This is a genomic window from Streptomyces sp. SID14478, assembly GCF_010548525.1.
In the GTDB taxonomy this organism is placed as follows: Bacteria; Actinomycetota; Actinomycetes; order Streptomycetales; family Streptomycetaceae; genus Streptomyces.
The window spans coordinates 13,855-31,034 of the sequence record NZ_JAAGMG010000602.1 but is presented as its reverse complement, the minus strand read 5'-3'; the positions used below and the strand labels follow the sequence as shown (position 1 = coordinate 31,034).

20 protein-coding genes are annotated in these 17,180 nt (G+C 70.0%); 7 read left to right on the top strand and 13 right to left on the bottom strand.

All coding sequences use genetic code 11. From position 1 onward, the window contains the following. The 7 genes from cbiE to G3I40_RS19920 form a co-directional block, all read right to left on the bottom strand. On the bottom strand, nucleotides 1-807 hold an 807-nt coding region (gene cbiE / locus G3I40_RS19950), incomplete at its 3' end, for a precorrin-6y C5,15-methyltransferase (decarboxylating) subunit CbiE (protein ID WP_164303499.1). 105 nt (nucleotides 808-912) lie between these two features. Continuing rightward, the gene (locus tag G3I40_RS19945; protein WP_164303498.1) at nucleotides 913-1,551 is read right to left on the bottom strand and encodes a GNAT family N-acetyltransferase; all 639 of its coding nucleotides are present in this window, start codon (nucleotides 1,549-1,551) and stop codon (nucleotides 913-915) included. A gap of 139 nt (nucleotides 1,552-1,690) precedes the next feature. After that, nucleotides 1,691-2,518 (bottom strand): MetQ/NlpA family ABC transporter substrate-binding protein, encoded by an 828-nt coding sequence (locus G3I40_RS19940; RefSeq protein ID WP_164303497.1) that lies wholly within the window; start codon nucleotides 2,516-2,518, stop codon nucleotides 1,691-1,693. Beyond that, a complete protein-coding gene (locus G3I40_RS19935) occupies nucleotides 2,518-3,348 on the bottom strand; it encodes a MetQ/NlpA family ABC transporter substrate-binding protein (protein ID WP_164303496.1) in 831 nt (276 codons plus the stop codon). Before G3I40_RS19935 ends, G3I40_RS19940 begins: the two co-directional genes overlap by 1 nt. A gap of 101 nt (nucleotides 3,349-3,449) precedes the next feature. Beyond that, a complete protein-coding gene (locus tag G3I40_RS19930) occupies nucleotides 3,450-4,169 on the bottom strand; it encodes a methionine ABC transporter permease (protein ID WP_164303495.1) in 720 nt (239 codons plus the stop codon). Continuing rightward, nucleotides 4,166-5,206 carry an ATP-binding cassette domain-containing protein gene (locus G3I40_RS19925; protein WP_164303494.1) on the bottom strand — a complete coding sequence of 347 codons (1,041 nt, stop codon included), beginning with the start codon at nucleotides 5,204-5,206 and terminating at the stop codon, nucleotides 4,166-4,168. Before G3I40_RS19925 ends, G3I40_RS19930 begins: the two co-directional genes overlap by 4 nt. 416 nt (nucleotides 5,207-5,622) lie before the next feature. Next, on the bottom strand, nucleotides 5,623-6,273 hold the full coding sequence (locus tag G3I40_RS19920) for an HAD-IA family hydrolase (protein ID WP_164303493.1): 651 nt from the start codon (nucleotides 6,271-6,273) through the stop codon (nucleotides 5,623-5,625). Between the two features lie 71 nt (nucleotides 6,274-6,344). Between G3I40_RS19920 and G3I40_RS19915 the strand changes: the two genes are divergently transcribed. Then, nucleotides 6,345-6,704 (top strand): hypothetical protein, encoded by a 360-nt coding sequence (locus tag G3I40_RS19915; RefSeq protein ID WP_164303492.1) that lies wholly within the window; start codon nucleotides 6,345-6,347, stop codon nucleotides 6,702-6,704. A gap of 64 nt (nucleotides 6,705-6,768) precedes the next feature. Further along, complete coding sequence (locus G3I40_RS19910; RefSeq protein ID WP_203644429.1) at nucleotides 6,769-7,155, top strand: hypothetical protein; 387 nt, start codon at nucleotides 6,769-6,771, stop codon at nucleotides 7,153-7,155. Nucleotides 7,156-7,158: 3 nt separating this feature from the next. Here the strand turns inward: G3I40_RS19910 and G3I40_RS19905 are convergent, their stop codons facing one another. From G3I40_RS19905 to G3I40_RS19895, 3 genes are all read right to left on the bottom strand, one after another. Then, complete coding sequence (locus G3I40_RS19905) at nucleotides 7,159-7,674, bottom strand: GNAT family N-acetyltransferase (protein WP_164303490.1); 516 nt, start codon at nucleotides 7,672-7,674, stop codon at nucleotides 7,159-7,161. A gap of 39 nt (nucleotides 7,675-7,713) precedes the next feature. After that, entirely contained in the window at nucleotides 7,714-8,229 is a 516-nt protein-coding gene (locus G3I40_RS19900; protein WP_164303489.1) for a sigma-70 family RNA polymerase sigma factor, read from the bottom strand. A gap of 74 nt (nucleotides 8,230-8,303) precedes the next feature. Further along, nucleotides 8,304-9,506 carry a glycerophosphodiester phosphodiesterase gene (locus G3I40_RS19895; protein ID WP_164303488.1) on the bottom strand — a complete coding sequence of 401 codons (1,203 nt, stop codon included), beginning with the start codon at nucleotides 9,504-9,506 and terminating at the stop codon, nucleotides 8,304-8,306. Between the two features lie 208 nt (nucleotides 9,507-9,714). Here G3I40_RS19895 and G3I40_RS19890 point away from each other — a divergent pair, with 208 nt between their 5' ends. Then, entirely contained in the window at nucleotides 9,715-10,476 is a 762-nt protein-coding gene (locus tag G3I40_RS19890; RefSeq protein WP_203644423.1) for a lysophospholipid acyltransferase family protein, read from the top strand. A 71-nt stretch (nucleotides 10,477-10,547) separates the two neighbouring features. Here the strand turns inward: G3I40_RS19890 and G3I40_RS19885 are convergent, their stop codons facing one another. Both G3I40_RS19885 and G3I40_RS19880 read right to left on the bottom strand, forming a co-directional pair. After that, entirely contained in the window at nucleotides 10,548-12,077 is a 1,530-nt protein-coding gene (locus G3I40_RS19885; RefSeq protein WP_164303486.1) for an MFS transporter, read from the bottom strand. After that, nucleotides 12,074-12,625, bottom strand: a complete 552-nt coding sequence (locus tag G3I40_RS19880; RefSeq protein ID WP_164303485.1) for a TetR/AcrR family transcriptional regulator — start codon at nucleotides 12,623-12,625, stop codon at nucleotides 12,074-12,076. The genes G3I40_RS19885 and G3I40_RS19880 overlap by 4 nt, the downstream gene beginning before the upstream one ends. A gap of 124 nt (nucleotides 12,626-12,749) precedes the next feature. On the opposite strand from G3I40_RS19880, the gene G3I40_RS19875 reads away from it, so the two are divergent. After that, on the top strand, nucleotides 12,750-13,019 hold the full coding sequence (locus G3I40_RS19875) for a hypothetical protein (RefSeq protein ID WP_164303484.1): 270 nt from the start codon (nucleotides 12,750-12,752) through the stop codon (nucleotides 13,017-13,019). Between the two features lie 70 nt (nucleotides 13,020-13,089). On the opposite strand, the gene argH is transcribed toward G3I40_RS19875, so the two are convergent. After that, the gene (gene argH, locus G3I40_RS19870) at nucleotides 13,090-14,517 is read right to left on the bottom strand and encodes an argininosuccinate lyase (protein ID WP_164303483.1); all 1,428 of its coding nucleotides are present in this window, start codon (nucleotides 14,515-14,517) and stop codon (nucleotides 13,090-13,092) included. Between the two features lie 123 nt (nucleotides 14,518-14,640). Between argH and G3I40_RS19865 the strand changes: the two genes are divergently transcribed. The 3 genes from G3I40_RS19865 (at nucleotide 14,641) to G3I40_RS19855 (ending at nucleotide 17,135) form a co-directional block, all read left to right on the top strand. Then, entirely contained in the window at nucleotides 14,641-15,228 is a 588-nt protein-coding gene (locus G3I40_RS19865) for a pyridoxamine 5'-phosphate oxidase family protein (RefSeq protein ID WP_164303482.1), read from the top strand. A gap of 3 nt (nucleotides 15,229-15,231) precedes the next feature. Further along, on the top strand, nucleotides 15,232-15,960 hold the full coding sequence (locus tag G3I40_RS19860) for a L,D-transpeptidase family protein (protein ID WP_164303481.1): 729 nt from the start codon (nucleotides 15,232-15,234) through the stop codon (nucleotides 15,958-15,960). Between the two features lie 68 nt (nucleotides 15,961-16,028). Beyond that, nucleotides 16,029-17,135 carry a bile acid:sodium symporter family protein gene (locus tag G3I40_RS19855; RefSeq protein WP_343244966.1) on the top strand — a complete coding sequence of 369 codons (1,107 nt, stop codon included), beginning with the start codon at nucleotides 16,029-16,031 and terminating at the stop codon, nucleotides 17,133-17,135. Nucleotides 17,136-17,180: the final 45 nt, after the last annotated feature.

Below are 17,180 nucleotides of genomic sequence, written 5' to 3'. Positions count from 1 at the left end.
CGCGCCGCTGCCGCATCCGATGTCCCACACGAGGTCACCGGCCCGCGGCCCCAGGCGCGCGAGTTGGGCCGCACGCAGTTGCTCGGTCTCGCCCTCGCCGAGCGGGCCCGCGTACTCGGCGGCGGGCAGCGCCCAGCCACGGGGCGCGGAGTCGGGGTCACCGCCGGCGACCCAGCCGCCGTTCTCGGGGGCCGCGGTCGTGACCGGGCCGCCGATGACGATGACGACGTTCGGGTCGCGCCAGGTGTGGTCGGCGGCCTTGTCGGAGGTGACGACGGTGACCTGTTCGCGCTCGGTGCCCAGCTCCTCGCAGATGACGAAGGTGCGGTGGACGCCTTCGAGGAGGAGCCCGAGCTCGGCCGGACCCGCGCCGGGCGAGGTGAGCACGGCGACCTTGGTGTGGGCGCGGCACACGTTCACCGCACGACGCAGCGTGCGGCGGTGGGCGACGACCACCTGGGCGTCGTCCCAGGGCATCCCCGCACGGGCGAAGGCCTGGGCGACGGAGGAGACGGCGGGCACCACCTCGACCTCAAGGCCGTACTCGGGTGCGCGCAAGGTGCGTACGACGCCGAAGAAGCCGGGGTCGCCGTCGGCCAGGACGACCGCGGTGCCGCGGTGGCCGGCGATCCGGCGGGCGGCGAGCGCCACGCTGCCGAGCCGGATCCGCTCGGCGCGGACGGGCACCTCGGGCAGTGCGAGGTGGTGGGCGGCGCCGGCCACGAGGGTGGCCGCGCCGAGTGCGGAGCGGGCCGCCGCCGTCAGCACGGAGCCGTCCCAGCCGATCACCGTGACCCGGTCGGCCATCGTCGTCAGTCTCCAGAGGGGTGCGGTTGCGTACTCAGCAGGACGGGGCCGTGCCGGGCCGGGCACCGAGAGCGTACCTGCTGGGTCCGGTGGTCGCCCGCGGGGTCAGTTCCAGTCGGAGAAGGCCGTGAAACCCCCGGCTTCGGCGAGCTGCTCGGTGACGCCCTCCAGGTCCTCGGGCAGCAGGCTCCACACGATGAAGTCGGTACGGACCTCGGCCCACGTGCCGTCCTCGGTGCGCGTACGCGCTATGCAGGCGTTGCGCAGGACGCCCTCACTGATGCAGCCGATCTTCTGGGCGACCTGCTGGGAAGCCGTGTTGTCGGCGGCGGTGCGCAGTTCGATGCGCTCGAAGCCCTGGTCGCGGAAGAGCCACTGGGCCATGGCGAGCGCGGCCTCGGACGCGTAGCCCTCGCCGCGGGCCCAGGGGGCGACGATGTACGACAACTCGGTGGCGCGGACGTGCCAGTTGGTCTTCGTCAGCTGGATGACGCCGACCAGGCGCTGGGTGAGGAACTCGGTGACGGCGAGGTCGAGCCCGGTGCCGGCCGTGCGCGCCTCGGGCGCGTGGTCCGTGATCCAGCCGCGCGCGCCGTCCTCGGTGAAGGGCTGCGGCACCGACGTCCAGGCGGCCACCATCTCGTCGTTCATCATCTCGGCCAGAGCGGGGGCGTCGTCCTCGTCGAGCGGACGCAGCACCAAGCGCTCCGTGCTGATGGAGATCTCGGGGAAGGTGTTCGTCATGCGCCGCTCCGTAACCTTCGTGGCCGCCTTCAAGCATCTCGTCGGCCGGTGAAGTGCCCAGCATGCAGCATGAAGGCACGTAACTGCACATGGGGGCCGCCCCTGTTGCCAGGTGCGGCCCCCGTGGAAGGTGCGCGGTTCAGGCCCCGGTGACCGGGAGTACCGAGCCCTGGTACTTGTCCTCGATGAACTTCTTCACCTCGGGTGAAGTCAGCAGTCGGGCCAGCTTCTTGATGCGCGGATCGTCCTCGTCGCCCTTCTTGGCGGCGAGGACGTTGTTGTACGGATTGTCCTTCGCGCTCTCCAGAAGGATGGCGTCCTTCTTGGGGCTCAGGCCCGCGTCGAGCGCGAAGTTGTTGTTGACGGCGGCGACGTCGACGTCGTCCAACGAGCGCGGCAGCTGGGCCGCTTCGAGTTCCTTGAAGGTGAGGTGCTTCGGGTTCTTCACGACGTCCTTGGCAGTCGCGTTCACCCCTGCGTCCTTCTTGAGCCCGATCACGCCCTGGGAGGCGAGGAGTTCGAGCGCCCTCGCCTCATTGGTCGCGTCGTTGGGCAGCGCGACCTTGGCCCCGTCGCGCAGCTTCGTGACGTCGTCGGTCTTCTTGGAGTAGAAGCCGAGCGGCGGCAGGTAGACCTGCGTGACGGAGGTCAGCGTCGTGCCCTTGGACTTGTTGAAGTCGTCCAGGTACGGCTTGTGCTGGTACAGGTTGGCGTCGAGCTCGCCCTGCTGGAGCGCGGTGTCCGGCAGGACGTAGTCCGTGAACTCCTTGATCTCTAGGTCGAGTCCGGCCTTCTTCGCCAGGTTCTTCTGTACGTACGCGAGGACTTCGCCGGCCGGGGTCGGGGTGGCGCCGACGACGAGCTTGCCGTCGTCGCCGCCCGCGTCGGCCTTGTCGGACCCGCAGGCCGTCAGGCCGAGCGCGAGGGCTGCGGCGACGACGGCGGCGGGAATCGTGAACGTACGCATCAGAACGAGGGGAGGACGGAGCCCGCGTACTTGTCCTCGATGAACTTCTTCACCTGGGGCGACGTCAGGAGCTTGGCGAGCTTCTTCACGCGCGGGTCGCTCTCGTTGCCCTCCTTCACGGCGAGGACGTTGTTGTACGCGTTGTTCTTCGTCGACTCCAGGGCGAGCGCGTCCTTGGCGGGCTTGAGGTCGGCGCCCAGCGCGTAGTTGCCGTTGATGACCGCGGCCTCGACGTCGGGGAGGGAGCGCGGGGTCTGGGCCGCCTCGACCTCCTTGAACGTCAGGTCCTTCGGGTTCTTCGCGATGTCCTGCGGGGTCGCGGTGGACTCCTTGCCGGACTTGAGGGTGATGACCTTGTTCGCGGCGAGGAAGCGCAGGGCGCGGCTCTCGTTGTCGGCGTCGTTCGGAAGGGCGATGGTGCCGCCCTTCTTGAGGTCCGCGAGCTTCTTGACCTTCTTGGAGTAGAGGCCGAGCGGCTCCAGGTGGACGACGGCGACCGACTTGAGGTGCGTGCCGTTCTTCTTGTTGAAGTCCTCGAGGTAGGGCTGGGTCTGGAAGTAGTTGGCGTCGACCGACCCGTCCTCGGTCGCCGTGTTCGGCGTGACGTAGTCGGTGAACTCCTTGACCTCGAGGTTGAGGCCTTCCTTCTTCGCCAGGTTCTTCTTGATGTAGTCGAGGATCTCGGCGTGCGGCACGGCGGTCGCGGCGACGACGAGCTTGTCCGACGCCTTGGCCTTGGTGTCGCCCTTGTCGGAACCGCAGGCCGCGAGGCCCAGGGTGAGGGCGCCGGTGGCGAGGACAGCTGCGGTGATCTTGGTGGTGTTACGCACGAAAAGTGCCTTTCTCCATGGGTGGTGCAACCCGCCGGGTGGGGCGGGGAGTCAGTTCTCCTGCCGGAGCTCGGATCTCCTGCGGAGCGGGGCGGGGTGTCTCAGGCGCTGGTGGACGGCATCCCGAAGAACGCGCGGAAGCGGAGCGGTTCCCCGCCCTTGCCCGCGCGGCGGTGCAGGACGCGCGCGCCGCTGTCGCCCGCGAACTGGATGAGCGAGATGACGACGGCGAGGACGGCGACGGTGATCCACATGAGGTTCGACTCGAAGCGCTGGTAGCCGTAGCGGATGGCGATGTCGCCGAGGCCGCCCGCGCCGACCGTGCCGGCCATCGCGGAGTAGCCGATGAGGGCGACGATCGTCGTGGTGGTCGCCGAGATCAGGGACGGCAGCGACTCCGGTACGAGGACCTTGCGCACGACGGTCCAGGTGTTGCCGCCCATCGACTGCACGGCCTCGACCAGGCCGCCGTCGACCTCGCGCACGGACGTCTCGACGAGCCGCGCGAAGAACGGGATGGCGCCGATGGCGAGCGGCACGATGGCGGCCTCGCGGCCGATGGTGGTGCCGACGATCGCGCGGGTGAAGCCCATGAGGGCGACCATCAGGATGATGAAGGGCATCGAGCGGACGATGTTCACGACCTGTCCGATGACCTTGTTCACCAGGGCGTTCTGCAGCAGGCCGCCGCGGTCGGTGAGGACCAGCAGGACGCCCAGCGGCAGACCGGCGATGACGGCGATCAGCGTGGACCAGCCGACCATGTAGAAGGTGTCCCAACATGCCTGGGACAGCAGCGGCTGCATCTCCGACCAGGTCACTTGGTGACACCTTCCTTCAGCAGTACGGAGGGCTGCTCGCCCTGGATCTCGACCTGGAGGCCCTGTTCGCGCAGGAAGCCGATCGGGACGACGTTCTCGTCGTAGCGGCCGGGCAGTTCGATGCGCATGCGGCCGACCTGCTTGCCGGCGACGGTGTCCATCGCGGCGCCGAGGATCGAGATGTCGATGTTGTACGTGCGCGAGAGCTGCGAGATGACGGGCTGGGTCGTCGACTCCCCGTGGAAGGTGACGTCGATGACGGTGCGGTCCGCGCCGGAGGCGTCGCCGCTGACCGGGAAGAGCGCGGCGGCCAGTTCGGAGCCGGGGGTGGCGAGCAGTTCGCTGACGGTGCCGGACTCGACGATCCGTCCGCGCTCCATGAGGGCGGCGGAGTCGCAGACGGTCTTGACGACGTCCATCTCGTGGGTGATGAGCAGGACGGTCAGGCCGAGCTGCCGGTTGAGGTCGCGCAGCAGGTGCAGGATCGAGCGGGTGGTCTCCGGGTCGAGGGCGCTGGTCGCCTCGTCGGAGAGCAGCACCTTCGGGTCGCCGGCCAGGGCGCGGGCGATGCCGACGCGCTGCTTCTGGCCGCCGGAGAGCTGGGCCGGATAGGACTTGGCCTTGTCGGCGAGGCCGACCAGGTCGAGGAGTTCCCGCGCCTTGGCGGAACGTTCCTTCCCCGACTTGCCGAGGATCTCCAGCGGCAGCTCGATGTTGTCCTGGACGGTGCGCGAGGACAGCAGGTTGAAGTGCTGGAAGACCATGCCGATGCGGCTGCGCGCCTCGCGCAGCTCCTTGCCGGCGCGCGCGCCCCGGCCGGCGAGGGCGGTGAGGTCCTGGCCTGCCACCGTCACGATGCCCGCGGTGGGGCGCTCGAGGAGGTTCACGCAGCGGATCAGCGAGGACTTGCCGGCGCCTGACTGACCGATGACGCCGTACACCTCGCCCTCGCGCACGTGCAGATCGACGCCGTCGAGGGCGGTGACCTCTCGGCCGCGCGAGCGGTAGACCTTTGTGAGGCCCTGGGTGGTGATCACGTGGGTTTCCGTCACTGTCGAGTGCGCGGCACGGGTGGCGCCGGGCACGGGATTTCGGGAACTTGCGGAGTTTCCGGGCGCGGCAGGCTCTCGCTCCGGACACGGAGCGGTACTGGCTTCAGTACGGAGAATCTGTACGCGGGGCAGGCCCGGTCGCGTAGGTGAACTGCTTCTCCTGGCGGAGTCACTCCCTACGGACAGGGCGCGCGGGTCTCGCTTCGGGGCGCGAGATCGGTGCGGGGGCCCTCAGAAGGCGCACATTCGACACATACAACGAGCACCGGGCGTCATCGTCGCCTCGGTCGCAAGGGTGCGGCTGCTCGTCGTGGTCATGCGGTAAGTAAAACAGACGTGAGGACGCGCCCGGCCCGGCTGTCCGTATAGCGGACAGGTCCTGACCGGGCGCGTACGGTCGCTCACGCTTCGGCGGTGATCTCCACGCCGGCGTCCGTGACCTGCGCCGATACGGCGGACAGGTCCTTCACCACGACGTCCGCGGACAGCTCGTGGGCCTCGTGCGTTGTGGTCAACGCCACGGTCGTCATGGCGCCCGCGCGGCCCGCCGTGAGACCGGCGGGGGCGTCCTCGAAGACGACGCAGCGCGAGGGGTCCATGCCCAGCTTCCGGGCGGCGAGCAGGAACGGCTCCGGGTCCGGCTTGCCGCGCGTGATGTCGTCGGCGGCGATGAGCAACGGCGGCTCGATGCCGACCGCGGCGAGGCGGGCCTCGGCCAGGCGGCGGGTGGCGGAGGTGACGACGGCCCAGCGCCCGTCGGGCAGCGAGCCGAGCAGTTCCAGGGTGCCGGGCAGGACGCGGGTGCCGCCGTTGGGCACGTCCTCGACCTCCAGCTCCTCGATCCGCGCCACGGCCTCGGCCACCTTCTCGGCGGGCAGCAGATCGGCGGCGATCTCGGCGGCGGGGCGGCCGTGCAGCTCCACGGTGGCGAAGTCCTCGGCGGTGATCCCGTACTCCTGCGCCCAGCGGGTCCAGCAGCGGTACACCGACTCCATGGACGAGAGCAGGGTTCCGTCGTTGTCGAACAGCAGGGCGTCAGCGGTGATCTTCATGTTTCCCAAGGTTAAAGGGCACACCGGGGGCGAGCGCATCGGGTCTTTTGGCCCGTAATAGGGTCTGGGCCATGCTTGATGCCCTGACCCTGGCGACGGGTCTCGCCGCACTCGCGCTCGGCGCGTGGTGCGGTTTCGCCGCCTACCGCGACCAGCCGACCAAGGACTGGCACTTCATCGGCATGGCCGTGGTCTCGGTACTGGCGCTCGTCCAGCTGGTGGTCGGCATCGTGCAGCTGGCGCGGGGCGAGAAGCCGGAGCAGGGCACGACGATCTTCGTCGCGTATCTGATCGGCGCGTTCGCGTGCGTTCCGGCGACCGGCTTCATGTCGCTCGCGGAGCGGACCCGCTGGGGTTCGGCGACGGTGGCCGCCGGTGGCGTGGTGCTCACCGTGCTCGAAGTGCGGCTCTTCGACATCTGGGGAGGATGAGGTGGCTGTGGCCTCTTCGGACAGCAAGGACGGGCAGCGGCGCCGGCTGATCAGCGGGCCCGGCATGCTGCTGGTGTGGCTCTACGGCGTGATGGTCGTCGGGGCCGTGTCGCGCTCCGTCGTGCAGATCTCCACCGAGTTCGACAAGGCCCCGCTGGCGTACTCGCTGTCCGCGCTGGCCGGGGTCGTGTACGGGTTCATCACGTACTCCCTGGTGCGCGGCGGGGACGCCGCGCGGCGGGCCGCTTTCGTGTGCTGCGCGCTGGAGTTGGCGGGTGTGCTGATCGTGGGCACCTGGACGCTGATCGAGCCGTCGGCCTTCCCGGACGCGACCGTGTGGTCGGACTACGGGATGGGCTATCTGTTCATTCCGGTGCTGCTGCCGCTGACCGCGATGTACTGGCTGCGCAAGGGTGTGCTGCAGCGGCAGCAGCCGGAAGTGGCGGGCTGACGCTCAGGCGGTCGCCGCGAAGGCGGTCGCCGCCGAGGCCGCGCCGACGTCCTTGGCCAGGGTCACCAGGGTGAGCCGGTCGTCGACGCGCTTGGTGGCCACGGGTTCGTAGCCGTGCTTGCGGTAGAGCCGCAGGTTGTGCTCGCTGCGGTGGCCGGTGAGGAGTTCGAAGCGCTTGGCCGTGCCCGCCGTGCCGAGTTCGGCCTCCACCGCGGCGAGGAGACGGCCGCCGAGACCGTGCCGCTGCATCCGCGGGTGCACGATGAGTTTGTTGATCCGGGCCGTGCCGTCCGCGCCGATCGTGCCGCGCACGGAGGCCACCACTTCGTCCCCGAGGCGGGCCACCAGGACGGCGCCGCCCGTCAGTTCGGCCCTGACCGAGTCGAGGGACTGTGTGAGCGGCTCCATCGAGTAGTCGCCGTAGAGCTGCGCCTCGCTCTGGTAGCAGAGGTACTGCAGCTTGAGTATCTGCTCGGTGTCCGCTTCGGTCGCCGCAGAGATGGTCACGCTCATGCCCATGTGTGCATGCCTCCCGCTCACCTGTCCGCCGGTTGTCCTTCACCCTTTTCCCCTACGGGCCGTGGGCGCAACCTCGGCGGCGAGGATTCTGCGCAGGCATCCCAGACATCTGGAACGTTCCGGCCCAAGACTGCCCTGTGACATACCCAACTCACCTGCGATTTCACGGTAAGTGAGGTCATGCGGGGACAGCAGCGCATCGATGAGGCGGGGGCAGCGTCCGGGCAGCCGGCTCACCGCGGCGCGCAGGGTGCGGGCGCGTTCCCCGGCCAGGGCGTGCTGCTCGGGGTCGAAGTCGAGGCCGTCGGCGGCGGGTTCGGTCGCGTACGCCTGCTCGCGCACCGCGGTACGTCGCTGGAGTCGGGCCTCCGCGCGGACGGTCGCCGCGAGCCAGGCCGCCGGGTCGGACGGCGGCCCTTGGGCGTCGAGGCGCTCCAACAGGCGGACCCAGACGGCCTGTTCGAGGTCGCCGGGCTCGGCGGCGCCGGGCAGTTCGGCACGGACCTCCGCCGCGAGCAGGGGGCGCAGGGTGTCGATCACGGAGTCGTAGGTCATGCCCGGCGGGACGCGGCCGCCCCGGCGCGAGGTTGCGGGGGCGGCCGTCGATCACTCCAACCGGCGGCTGCGGATCAGCCGTTGACGAAGTCCGCCCGGGCGAGGAGCGCCGTGTCGCAGTTGTCCGAGAAGATCCCGTCGATGCCGGTCTCGTAGTACGCCTTGAAGGCGCCGAAGGCGTCGCCGTAGGCGTTCGGGTCGGTGCCCTTCTTGAAGTCGGCGGGCAGGAAGGTGTTCTCGTTGCGCATCGTGTACGGGTGCAGGATCAGTCCGGCGGCATGCGCGTCCTTGACGAGGGTGGTCGGCTGCTGGAGCTTGCCCGCCGCGTCCTTGGGGATGATCAGGTCCAGGGTCGGGCCGATGCCCTGCGCATACCTCGCGATCTCCCTGAGCCCCTTGGGCGTGATCAGGTCGGCGACGGTGCGCGGGTCGCCGATGTCGACGAAGTCCGCGGGGCGGGAGTCCGCCGTGGAGAGCAGGACGGCGAGCGGGTTGTCGACCAGCTTGTTCAGCCGCTGGATGCTGGTCGGCTCGAAGGACTGCAGGATGACGGGCGAGTTCTTCCGGTGCAGCCCGTGCGCGCGCAGGATCTTCGCGAGGCGCTCCTCCAGGCCGAGACCCAGCTTGCGGAAGTACGTGGGGTGCTTGGTCTCCGGGTAGATCCACACCTCGCGGCCGCGCTTCCTGCTCTGCTCGGCGCGCCATGCGAGGACCTCTTCGAAGGTGGGGATCTCCCAGCGGCCGTCGTAGAGCGTGTTGCGCTGGCGGTTGCCCGGGATGCGCTCCTTGGCGCGCAGGGTCTTCAGTTCGGCGAGGGTGAAGTCCTCGGTGAACCAGCCCGTGGTCGAGACGCCGTCGATGACCTTCGTGGTCTTGCGGGAGGCGAACTCGGGGTGCGCCGACACGTCCGTGGTGCCGCCGATCTCCGGTTCGTGACGGCAGACGAGGTGGCCGTCCTTGGTCGGGCAGATGTCACCGGCCTCGACGACGTGCGCGCCCATGTCGAGCGCCAACTGGTACGAGCCCAGGGTGTGCTCCGGGCGGTAGCCGCTGGCGCCGCGGTGCCCGATGACGGTCGGCACGGGCAGACCCTTCACGCCCTGCCCCGAGTGATTCCCGCCACTGCCGCGGTCGGCGGCTCTGGCGACGCCGGGCGAGGCGAGGGCGGCCGCACCCGCGCTCAGCACCGCGGCGCCGAGCAGCGAGCGCCTGCCCACCGCCCCCTGCGTGTGCGCCCCCTGTGCGTCCTGCGCCGCCTGTGACTTCTCGTTCCCCATGAAGCACTCCTCCCACCGAGCACGGCCCGACTACCGCCTTGCACCTGTCAAAGCGGGACCGATGCTAGGTGCCCGGGAGTGACGAGTGGGAGACCTCGGACGGAACGTCAGGGTGAGGCGGGATGACGCCTGGGCGTCGCGAGGACATCAACAGGGCGCGACCGCAGGTAAATAACTGTCAACTCTGTGTATCCGGTCCGTGAACCCGATGTGCAGTGGGTACCCGGCCGCGAGTATCGTCCTCACCTGCACATACCCACGTACGTTCTCAGTCCGTTCCTTGACACCGGAGGGCCCGTTGTCCCGCTTCGCGCTCATCAAGGCAGTGCTCGGTCCGATCATGCGCCTGATGTTCCCCACCCGTGTGGAAGGCGCCGAAAACATCCCGGGCACCGGCCCCGTCATTCTGGCGGGCAACCACCTGACGTTCATCGACTCCATGATCCTCCCGCTGGTCTGCGACCGGCAGGTGTGCTTCATCGGCAAGGACGAGTACGTCACCGGCAAGACCCTCAAGGGCCGCCTCATGGCGTGGTTCTTCACCGGCGTCGGCATGATCCCGGTGGACCGCGACGGGGCCAACGGCGGTGTGGCCGCGCTGATGACCGGCCGCCGCATCCTGGAAGAGGGCAGGATCTTCGGGATCTACCCGGAGGGCACCCGCTCCCCCGACGGCCGGCTCTACCGCGGCCGCACGGGCATCGCTCGGCTGACCTTGATGACCGGGGCGCCCGTCGTGCCGTTCGCGATGATCGGCACGGACAAGCTGCAGCCGGGTGGTTCGGGGATGCCGAAGCCCGGCCGGGTCACCGTCCGCTTCGGTGAGCCGATGGAGTTCTCCCGCTACGACGGGATGGGGCGCGACCGGTACGTGCTGCGGGCCGTGACCGACTCCGTGATGGCGGAGGTCATGCGCCTGTCGGGCCAGGAGTACGTCGACATGTACGCCACGAAGGCGAAGGCCGCTTAGCCGGAAAACGCCGAGGCCCCGTGGACCGGAGATCTCCGGTCCACGGGGCCTCGGCGTTTTCTGGCCGGGGACTACTTCTCCAGGTGCTGGCCACGCAGCAGGAACCAGGCCGCGACCGCCGTGGCCAGCAGGACCGCCGCGCCCACTCCGGCCGCCACCTGCAGGCCGTCCACGAACGCCGTCTGCGCCGAGGAGAGCAGGTCGGCCGCCTGCTGGGCAGGGAGCGCCGAGGCCGATTCGACCGCGCCGCCCAGCGACTCGTGGGCGGCCGAGGCCACGTCGGCCGGGGTGCCCGGGGGCGCCGTGAAGCCCGCGTAGACGCCGGTGACGATGGAGCCGAGCACGGCGATGCCGAGGGCCGCGCCGAGTTCGTACGCCGTCTCGGAGACCGCCGACGCGGCGCCCGCCTGTTCCTTCGGCACGCTGGACAGGATCACGTCGGCCGTGACCGTGAACGAGAAGCCGGCGCCCACGCCGACGACCAGGAGCACGGCGCCGAGCAGTGGGTAGCCGGTCGTCTGGCTCAGGGTGGTGAGCGCGGCCAGGGCCAGGCCCACGGCCGCGAGACCGCCCGCGACGACGGCGCGCACCGAGAAGCGGCGCGCCACCGTGCCCGCGATCAGGCCGGCCACCACCGCGCCCACCGCGGCGGGCAGTTCGGCGAGCCCCGCCTCGAACGGCTGCCGTCCCTGGACCAGTTGGAGGAACTGGGACAGGAAGAAGACGAGGCCGGACAGGCCGAGGATGGTCAGCAGGTCGGCGAGTACGGCGCCCGAGAAGCCGCGGTTGCGGAACAGGCGCATGTCCAGCAGGGGTGAGTCGAGCGTGAGTTGGCGGCGGACGAACCAGGTGAGCGCGGCCGCGCCGACGACCAGGGAGACGGCCGCGTCCCAGCTCACGCCGTGCGCCGCGGCTTCCTTCACCGCGTAGACGACACCGATCATGCCGATCAGGGACAGCACGACACTGATCAGGTCCCAGGGTCCGGGCACGGGGTTCTTCGACTCGGGGATGAGCTTCGCGCCGACCACGACGAGGACGGCCATGACGGGCAGGTTGATGAGGAAGACCGAGCCCCACCAGAAGTGTTCGAGCAGGAATCCGCCGACCACGGGGCCGACCGCGGCACCCGCCGACGCCATGGCGCCCCAGATGCCGACGGCCAGCGAACGCTCGCGCGGGTCGTGGAAGATGTTGCGGATCAGGGCCAGGGTCGACGGCATGAGCGTCGCACCCGCCACGCCCAGCAGGGCGCGGGCCAGGATCATCAGTTCGGGTGTGGTGGCGTAGGCGTTGAGGACCGAGACCGCGCCGAACGCGACGGCGCCCACGAGCAGCAGCTTCTTGCGGCCGATGCGGTCGCCGAGGCTGCCCATGGAGACGAGGAGCCCGGCGATGACGAACGAGTAGACGTCGCCGATCCACAGCAGCTGCGTACCGGAGGGCTTGAGGTCCTCGCTGATGTACGGGGTCGCGAGGCCGAGGACGGTCGCGTCCACGGCGACGAGCAGCACGGCGAGCACGAGGACGGACAGGGCGAGCCACCGTCCGGGGCGCGACACCACCTCCGCCGCGGATGTGCGCTGCTTTGTGCTGGTCATGGTTCCACGCTCCGTCTGGCGCCGCCGAGCAGCAGCTCGGCGATCATGAATGGGAAGTCCTTCGCCGCCACGCGGCCGTCCTGTACGGCCCAGGCGCCGCTGCCGATGAGGCCGTAGAGCGCCTCGGTCAGCCATGCGGGGGTCAGATCGATCCGGAACTCGCCCTGTTCCTGGCCGCGCCGGAACAGCGCGCTGATCCGGGCGTCCAGGCGGGCCCAGCCCTCGTGCTGTCCGTCGCCCTCGAAGAGCTGGTTCTCCGTGACGAGGAAGGCGAGCAGCGGGGCGGACGCCTCTATCTCGGCGATGAGCCGGCGCAGCGCGTCCTCGGCCCGGCCGTCGTCGAGGCGGGCCCGGTCGAGGGCGGTCTCGCACTCGTGGATGCCCAGGTCCTCCAGGGCCCGCACGAGGGCGTCGCGGCCCGCGAAGTGCCGGTGCAGCGTGGCGCGGCTGATGCCCGCGGCCCGCGCGACCTCGTCCATGGTGGCCGTGGACTTGCGGGTGAGCAGGGCGGCGGCGCTGCGCAGCATCTGTTCACGATCGACTGACATGAGACGAGGATAAACCAGATGAGACACACTTGTCTCATCGAAAGGGTCGCCAGTGACTGCAGTGGCTCGTGCGCTCACCTGGTGTTACGACTGTCGGTACGTTCGGGTTCCGGGAGGTACGGGCATGGGGTGCTGCATCTTCGCGGCGATGGCGGCGATCGGGCCGCGGGTCGCGCTCGTGATCACCTGGCTGTTCACCAATCTGGTGGACCGGGCCTTCAACGGCGTTCTGCTGCCCCTGGCCGGGCTGCTCCTGCTGCCATGGACGACCCTGGGGTACGTCTTCGCGTACGCCCCCGTCGTGGGGGTGCGGGGCATCGGGTGGATCGTGGTGCTGTGCGGGCTGCTGCTCGACCTGTCGAGCTATGGGAGCGGGGCGCGAGCCCGCCGCTGAGCCTGCCGCACAGCAGGGCCCGGTTCGTCCACGGATGGACGAACCGGGCCCTGCCCGCTGTCTGTCGGCGCTACTTCTTCGCGTCGGCCCAGTCGCGCTGCACCGTCAGGTCCTGCTTGACCTCGGCGAGCTGGACGGCGACCGCACTCGGCGCCGTGCCGCCGCGCCCGGAGCGGGAGGCCAGGGCGCCCTTGACGTTCAGGACGGTGCGGACCTCGGGCGTCAGGTGCTCGGAGATCTTCGCGAACTGCTCGTCGGTGAGCTGGTCGAGCTCGATGCCGCCCGCCTCGCACTCCTTGACGCACTCCCCCGCGACCTCGTGCGCGACGCGGAACGGCACGCCCTGCTTCACCAGCCACTCGGCGATGTCCGTGGCGAGCGAGAACCCGGCCGGGGCGAGCTCCTCCATGCGCTCCCGGTTGACCGTGAGCGTGGCCATCATTCCGGTGAACGCGGGGAGCAGGATCTCGAGCTGGTCGCAGGAGTCGAAGACCGGCTCCTTGTCCTCCTGGAGGTCGCGGTTGTAGGCGAGCGGCAGCGCCTTGAGGGTCGCCATCAGGCCCGTGAGGTTGCCGATGAGACGGCCGGACTTGCCGCGCGCCAGCTCGGCGATGTCCGGGTTCTTCTTCTGCGGCATGATCGACGAGCCGGTGGAGAAGGCGTCGTGGAGGGTGACGAAGGAGAACTCCTTCGTGTTCCAGATGATGATCTCCTCCGCGATGCGCGAGAGGTTCACCCCGATCATCGACGTGATGAAGGCGAACTCGGCGACGAAGTCCCGCGAGGCCGTGCCGTCGATGGAGTTGGCGACGGAACCGCGCTCGAAGCCGAGGTCCTGCGCGACCGCGACGGGGTCGAGCCCGAGGGAGGAACCCGCGAGGGCGCCGGAGCCGTACGGCGAGACCGCGGTCCGCTCGTCCCACTGCCGCAGCCGCTCCGCGTCCCGGGACAGGGGCTGGACGTGGGCCAGGATCTGGTGGGCGAAGAGCACCGGCTGGGCGTGCTGGAGGTGGGTGCGGCCCGGCATCGCGACGTCCGGGTGCGCCTCGGCGAGTCCGACCAGCGCCTCCTGCAGGTCGGCGATCAGGCCGCCGATGACGCGGGCGTGGTCGCGCAGGTACATCCGGAAGAGCGTCGCCACCTGGTCGTTGCGCGAGCGGCCCGCGCGCAGCTTGCCGCCGAGGTCCGCGCCGAGGCGCTCGAGAAGGCCGCGCTCCAGCGCGGTGTGCACGTCCTCGTCGGCGACGGTGCCGACGAAGGAGCCGTCCGCGACGTCGGCCTCCAGCTGGTCGAGCCCGGCGATCATGCGGGTCAGCTCGTCCTCGGTGAGCAGACCGGCCTTGTGGAGCACGCGCGCGTGGGCGCGGGAGCCCGCGATGTCGTACGGGGCGAGGCGCCAGTCGAAGTGGACGGAGGCGGAGAGTTTCGCCAGGGCCTCGGACGGCCCGTCGGCGAAACGGGCGCCCCAGAGGCGGACATCGCCGGTGTTGCTGCTCACGTGCTCTGCTCCTCAAGCCGGGTGACGTGCGACCACTTGCACTGGCCACAGTATCGCTATGCATGATTATGCAGAGTCACGCATGAATCGTCAATCCCGTGGGTGCTGCGCCATACTGCCCGCATGGGTAAAAGCCACGAGCGCATAGACGGCCGCCTGCGCGCCTTCATCGAGTCACAGCCGATCTTCTTCACCGCGACAGCGCCGCTGTCCGGCGACGGCACGGTGAACCTCTCCCCGAAGGGCCTCAAGGGCTCCTTCGCCGTCCTCGACGAACTGACCGTCGCCTACCTCGACTTCGCGGGGTCCAACGCCGAGACCATCGCGCATCTGCGCGAGAACGGCCGGATCACGCTCATGTGGTGCGCCTTCGACGGCCCGCCGAGCATCGTCCGGGTGCACGGCCGGGGCGAGCCCGTCTTCCGTGACGACCCGCGCTTCGCCGAGCTCCTCGGGCACTTCCAGGACGTCGACCCGACACGGAACGGCCTGCGCGCGATCATCGTCGTACGCGCCGAACTCATCCGCGACACCTGCGGATACGCGGTGCCCTTCATGACGTTCGACGAGGAGCGCTCCCTGCACGGCGACTTCTTCGCGCGCAAGGACGACGAGGCCCTCGACGCGTACTTCCAGAAGAAGGAATACATCGGGACGAGCCTGGACGGACTACCGGGGCTGCCGTTGCCGCTGCCGCCCGCTACGTTCTGAGCCATGCGCCTTCTGCGCCCTTTAGGGCCTCTTCGTGCCGTAATCGCCACCGCCGTCGTCTTCTTGTGCGCGCTCGGCGCCGCCCCGCCGGGTGGTGGCGCCGCCCCGCTGCCCGCCCGCATGGCGGACACCGGCGGTGGCAGCCAGCTGATCACCGCCGGGGCACCCCGTGCGTCCTCGACGCGCGGCACCGTGACCTGGTGGGACCGGCGGGCGAACGGCCGCTGGGTGAAGACCGGTTCGGCGCCCGCCCGGTTCGGAGCGAAGGGACTCGTCGAGGGCGCGCGGCGCAAGCAGGGCACCAACACCACACCTGCCGGGCTCTACGATCTGCCGTTCGCCTTCGGCACCGCGACGGCGCCGGCCGGGACCCGGGTGACCTACCGCCCGGTGCGCTCCACGTCCTGGTGGTGCCAGGACAACGACTCGCGCTCCTACAACCGCTGGACCCAGCCGCGCCCGCGCGACTGCCGCGCCTCCGAGTCCGAGCATCTGGCCGACTACCGCACGCAGTACGCCCATGCGCTGGTGATCGGCTTCAACTACCACCGTCCGGTGCGCGGCCGCGGCGCCGGAATCTTCCTCCATGTCAACGGGCGTGCGGCGACGGCCGGTTGCGTGTCCGTTGCGCAGGCGGACATGCGGCGGATCCTGTCCTGGGTGTCGCCGGCGAAGGCGCCACACATGGCGATCGGCACGTCGGGCGGGGCCACGGCGCTCACCCGGTACTGATACGCGTGTAGCGACCACATATCGAGACGGGGTTGCGGGCGCCCCGCGCGGCGACGTTGCATCGCCCGGTGCACAGCGATACCGAACAGACGATCCCCACCCGCCCCGAGGCGAGCGGGCCCGCCGACCGGGCGGCCCGCCTCGCGGTCACCGTGTTCCCCGTACTCGTGCTCGTCGCGGGGGCCTGGGGCCTTGCCACCCCGGACGTCTTCGCCGGGTGGGGAACGAACGTCCCCTATCTGCTGGGCATCGTGATGTTCTGCATGGGTCTGACCATGACCCTCACGGACTTCAAGGGCGTCGCCCAGCGCCCGTGGGCGGTGGGGCTCGGACTCGTCGCGCACTACGTGATCATGCCGGGGCTCGGCTGGCTCATCGCCCATGCACTCGGCCTGTCCCCGCAGTTGGCGGCCGGGGTCATCCTCGTCGGCTGCGCGCCGAGCGGCACCGCGTCCAACGTCGTGACCTTCCTGGCGCGGGGCGACGTGGCCCTCTCGGTCTCCGTCGCCACCGTCTCCACGGTCCTCGCGCCCCTGATCACCCCGCCGCTGACGCTGCTGCTCGCGGGCGCGTACCTGCCCGTGGACGCGGGGTCGATGATGACGGACATCCTCAAGACGGTGCTGCTGCCCGTGCTGGGCGGCCTGGTCGTACGGCTGCTCCTCGGTCGGCTCGTCGACCGGCTGCTCCCCTTCCTGCCGTGGCTGTCCGCGCTGACCATCGCGGTGATCGTCGCCGTCGTCGTCGCCGGCAGCGCCGACGCGATCAAGTCGGCGGCCGCTCTCGTGCTGCTGGCCGTGGTGCTGCACAACGGGCTCGGCCTCGCCCTCGGGTACGGCGCCGGCAAGGTCGCCCGGCTCGGGCCTCCGGCCTCGCGCGCGATGGCCTTCGAGGTCGGCATGCAGAACTCCGGCCTCGCCGCATCCCTCGCCACCGCCCACTTCAGTCCCCTGGCCGCCCTGCCCGCCGCCGTCTTCTCGGTCTGGCACAACGTGTCGGGCGCGCTCGTCGCCGCCTGGATGTCTCACCGCGCCAGGGCGACGGGCGCGGCGTCGGAGACATCCGCCGCAAGCACCTGCACCACAACTACTGCCACTCCCGCCTCCGGCTCCGCTTCCACTTCCACTTCCACTTCCACTTCCACTTCCACTTCCACTTCCACCGATCAGGGTTGATTCCCTGACCGAGGAAGACAGAAGCCGGCCAAGTCAACACTGGAC

Bases quoted from the DNA above. Each gene is read 5' to 3' on its own strand.
- G3I40_RS19860 (WP_164303481.1), top strand. From the start codon at position 15,232: ATGCGCCTTCTGCGCCCTTTAGGGCCTCTTCGTGCCGTAATCGCCACC.
- G3I40_RS19885 (WP_164303486.1), bottom strand. From the start codon at position 12,077: ATGACCAGCACAAAGCAGCGCACATCCGCGGCGGAGGTGGTGTCGCGC.
- G3I40_RS19920 (WP_164303493.1), bottom strand. From the start codon at position 6,273: ATGAAGATCACCGCTGACGCCCTGCTGTTCGACAACGACGGAACCCTG.
- G3I40_RS19865 (WP_164303482.1), top strand. From the start codon at position 14,641: ATGGGTAAAAGCCACGAGCGCATAGACGGCCGCCTGCGCGCCTTCATC.
- G3I40_RS19890 (WP_203644423.1), top strand. From the start codon at position 9,715: ATGTGCAGTGGGTACCCGGCCGCGAGTATCGTCCTCACCTGCACATAC.
- G3I40_RS19895 (WP_164303488.1), bottom strand. From the start codon at position 9,506: ATGGGGAACGAGAAGTCACAGGCGGCGCAGGACGCACAGGGGGCGCAC.
- G3I40_RS19945 (WP_164303498.1), bottom strand. From the start codon at position 1,551: ATGACGAACACCTTCCCCGAGATCTCCATCAGCACGGAGCGCTTGGTG.
- G3I40_RS19915 (WP_164303492.1), top strand. From the start codon at position 6,345: ATGCTTGATGCCCTGACCCTGGCGACGGGTCTCGCCGCACTCGCGCTC.
- G3I40_RS19940 (WP_164303497.1), bottom strand. From the start codon at position 2,518: ATGCGTACGTTCACGATTCCCGCCGCCGTCGTCGCCGCAGCCCTCGCG.
- G3I40_RS19875 (WP_164303484.1), top strand. From the start codon at position 12,750: ATGGGGTGCTGCATCTTCGCGGCGATGGCGGCGATCGGGCCGCGGGTC.
- G3I40_RS19900 (WP_164303489.1), bottom strand. From the start codon at position 8,229: ATGACCTACGACTCCGTGATCGACACCCTGCGCCCCCTGCTCGCGGCG.
- G3I40_RS19910 (WP_203644429.1), top strand. From the start codon at position 6,769: ATGCTGCTGGTGTGGCTCTACGGCGTGATGGTCGTCGGGGCCGTGTCG.
- G3I40_RS19880 (WP_164303485.1), bottom strand. From the start codon at position 12,625: ATGTCAGTCGATCGTGAACAGATGCTGCGCAGCGCCGCCGCCCTGCTC.
- G3I40_RS19905 (WP_164303490.1), bottom strand. From the start codon at position 7,674: ATGGGCATGAGCGTGACCATCTCTGCGGCGACCGAAGCGGACACCGAG.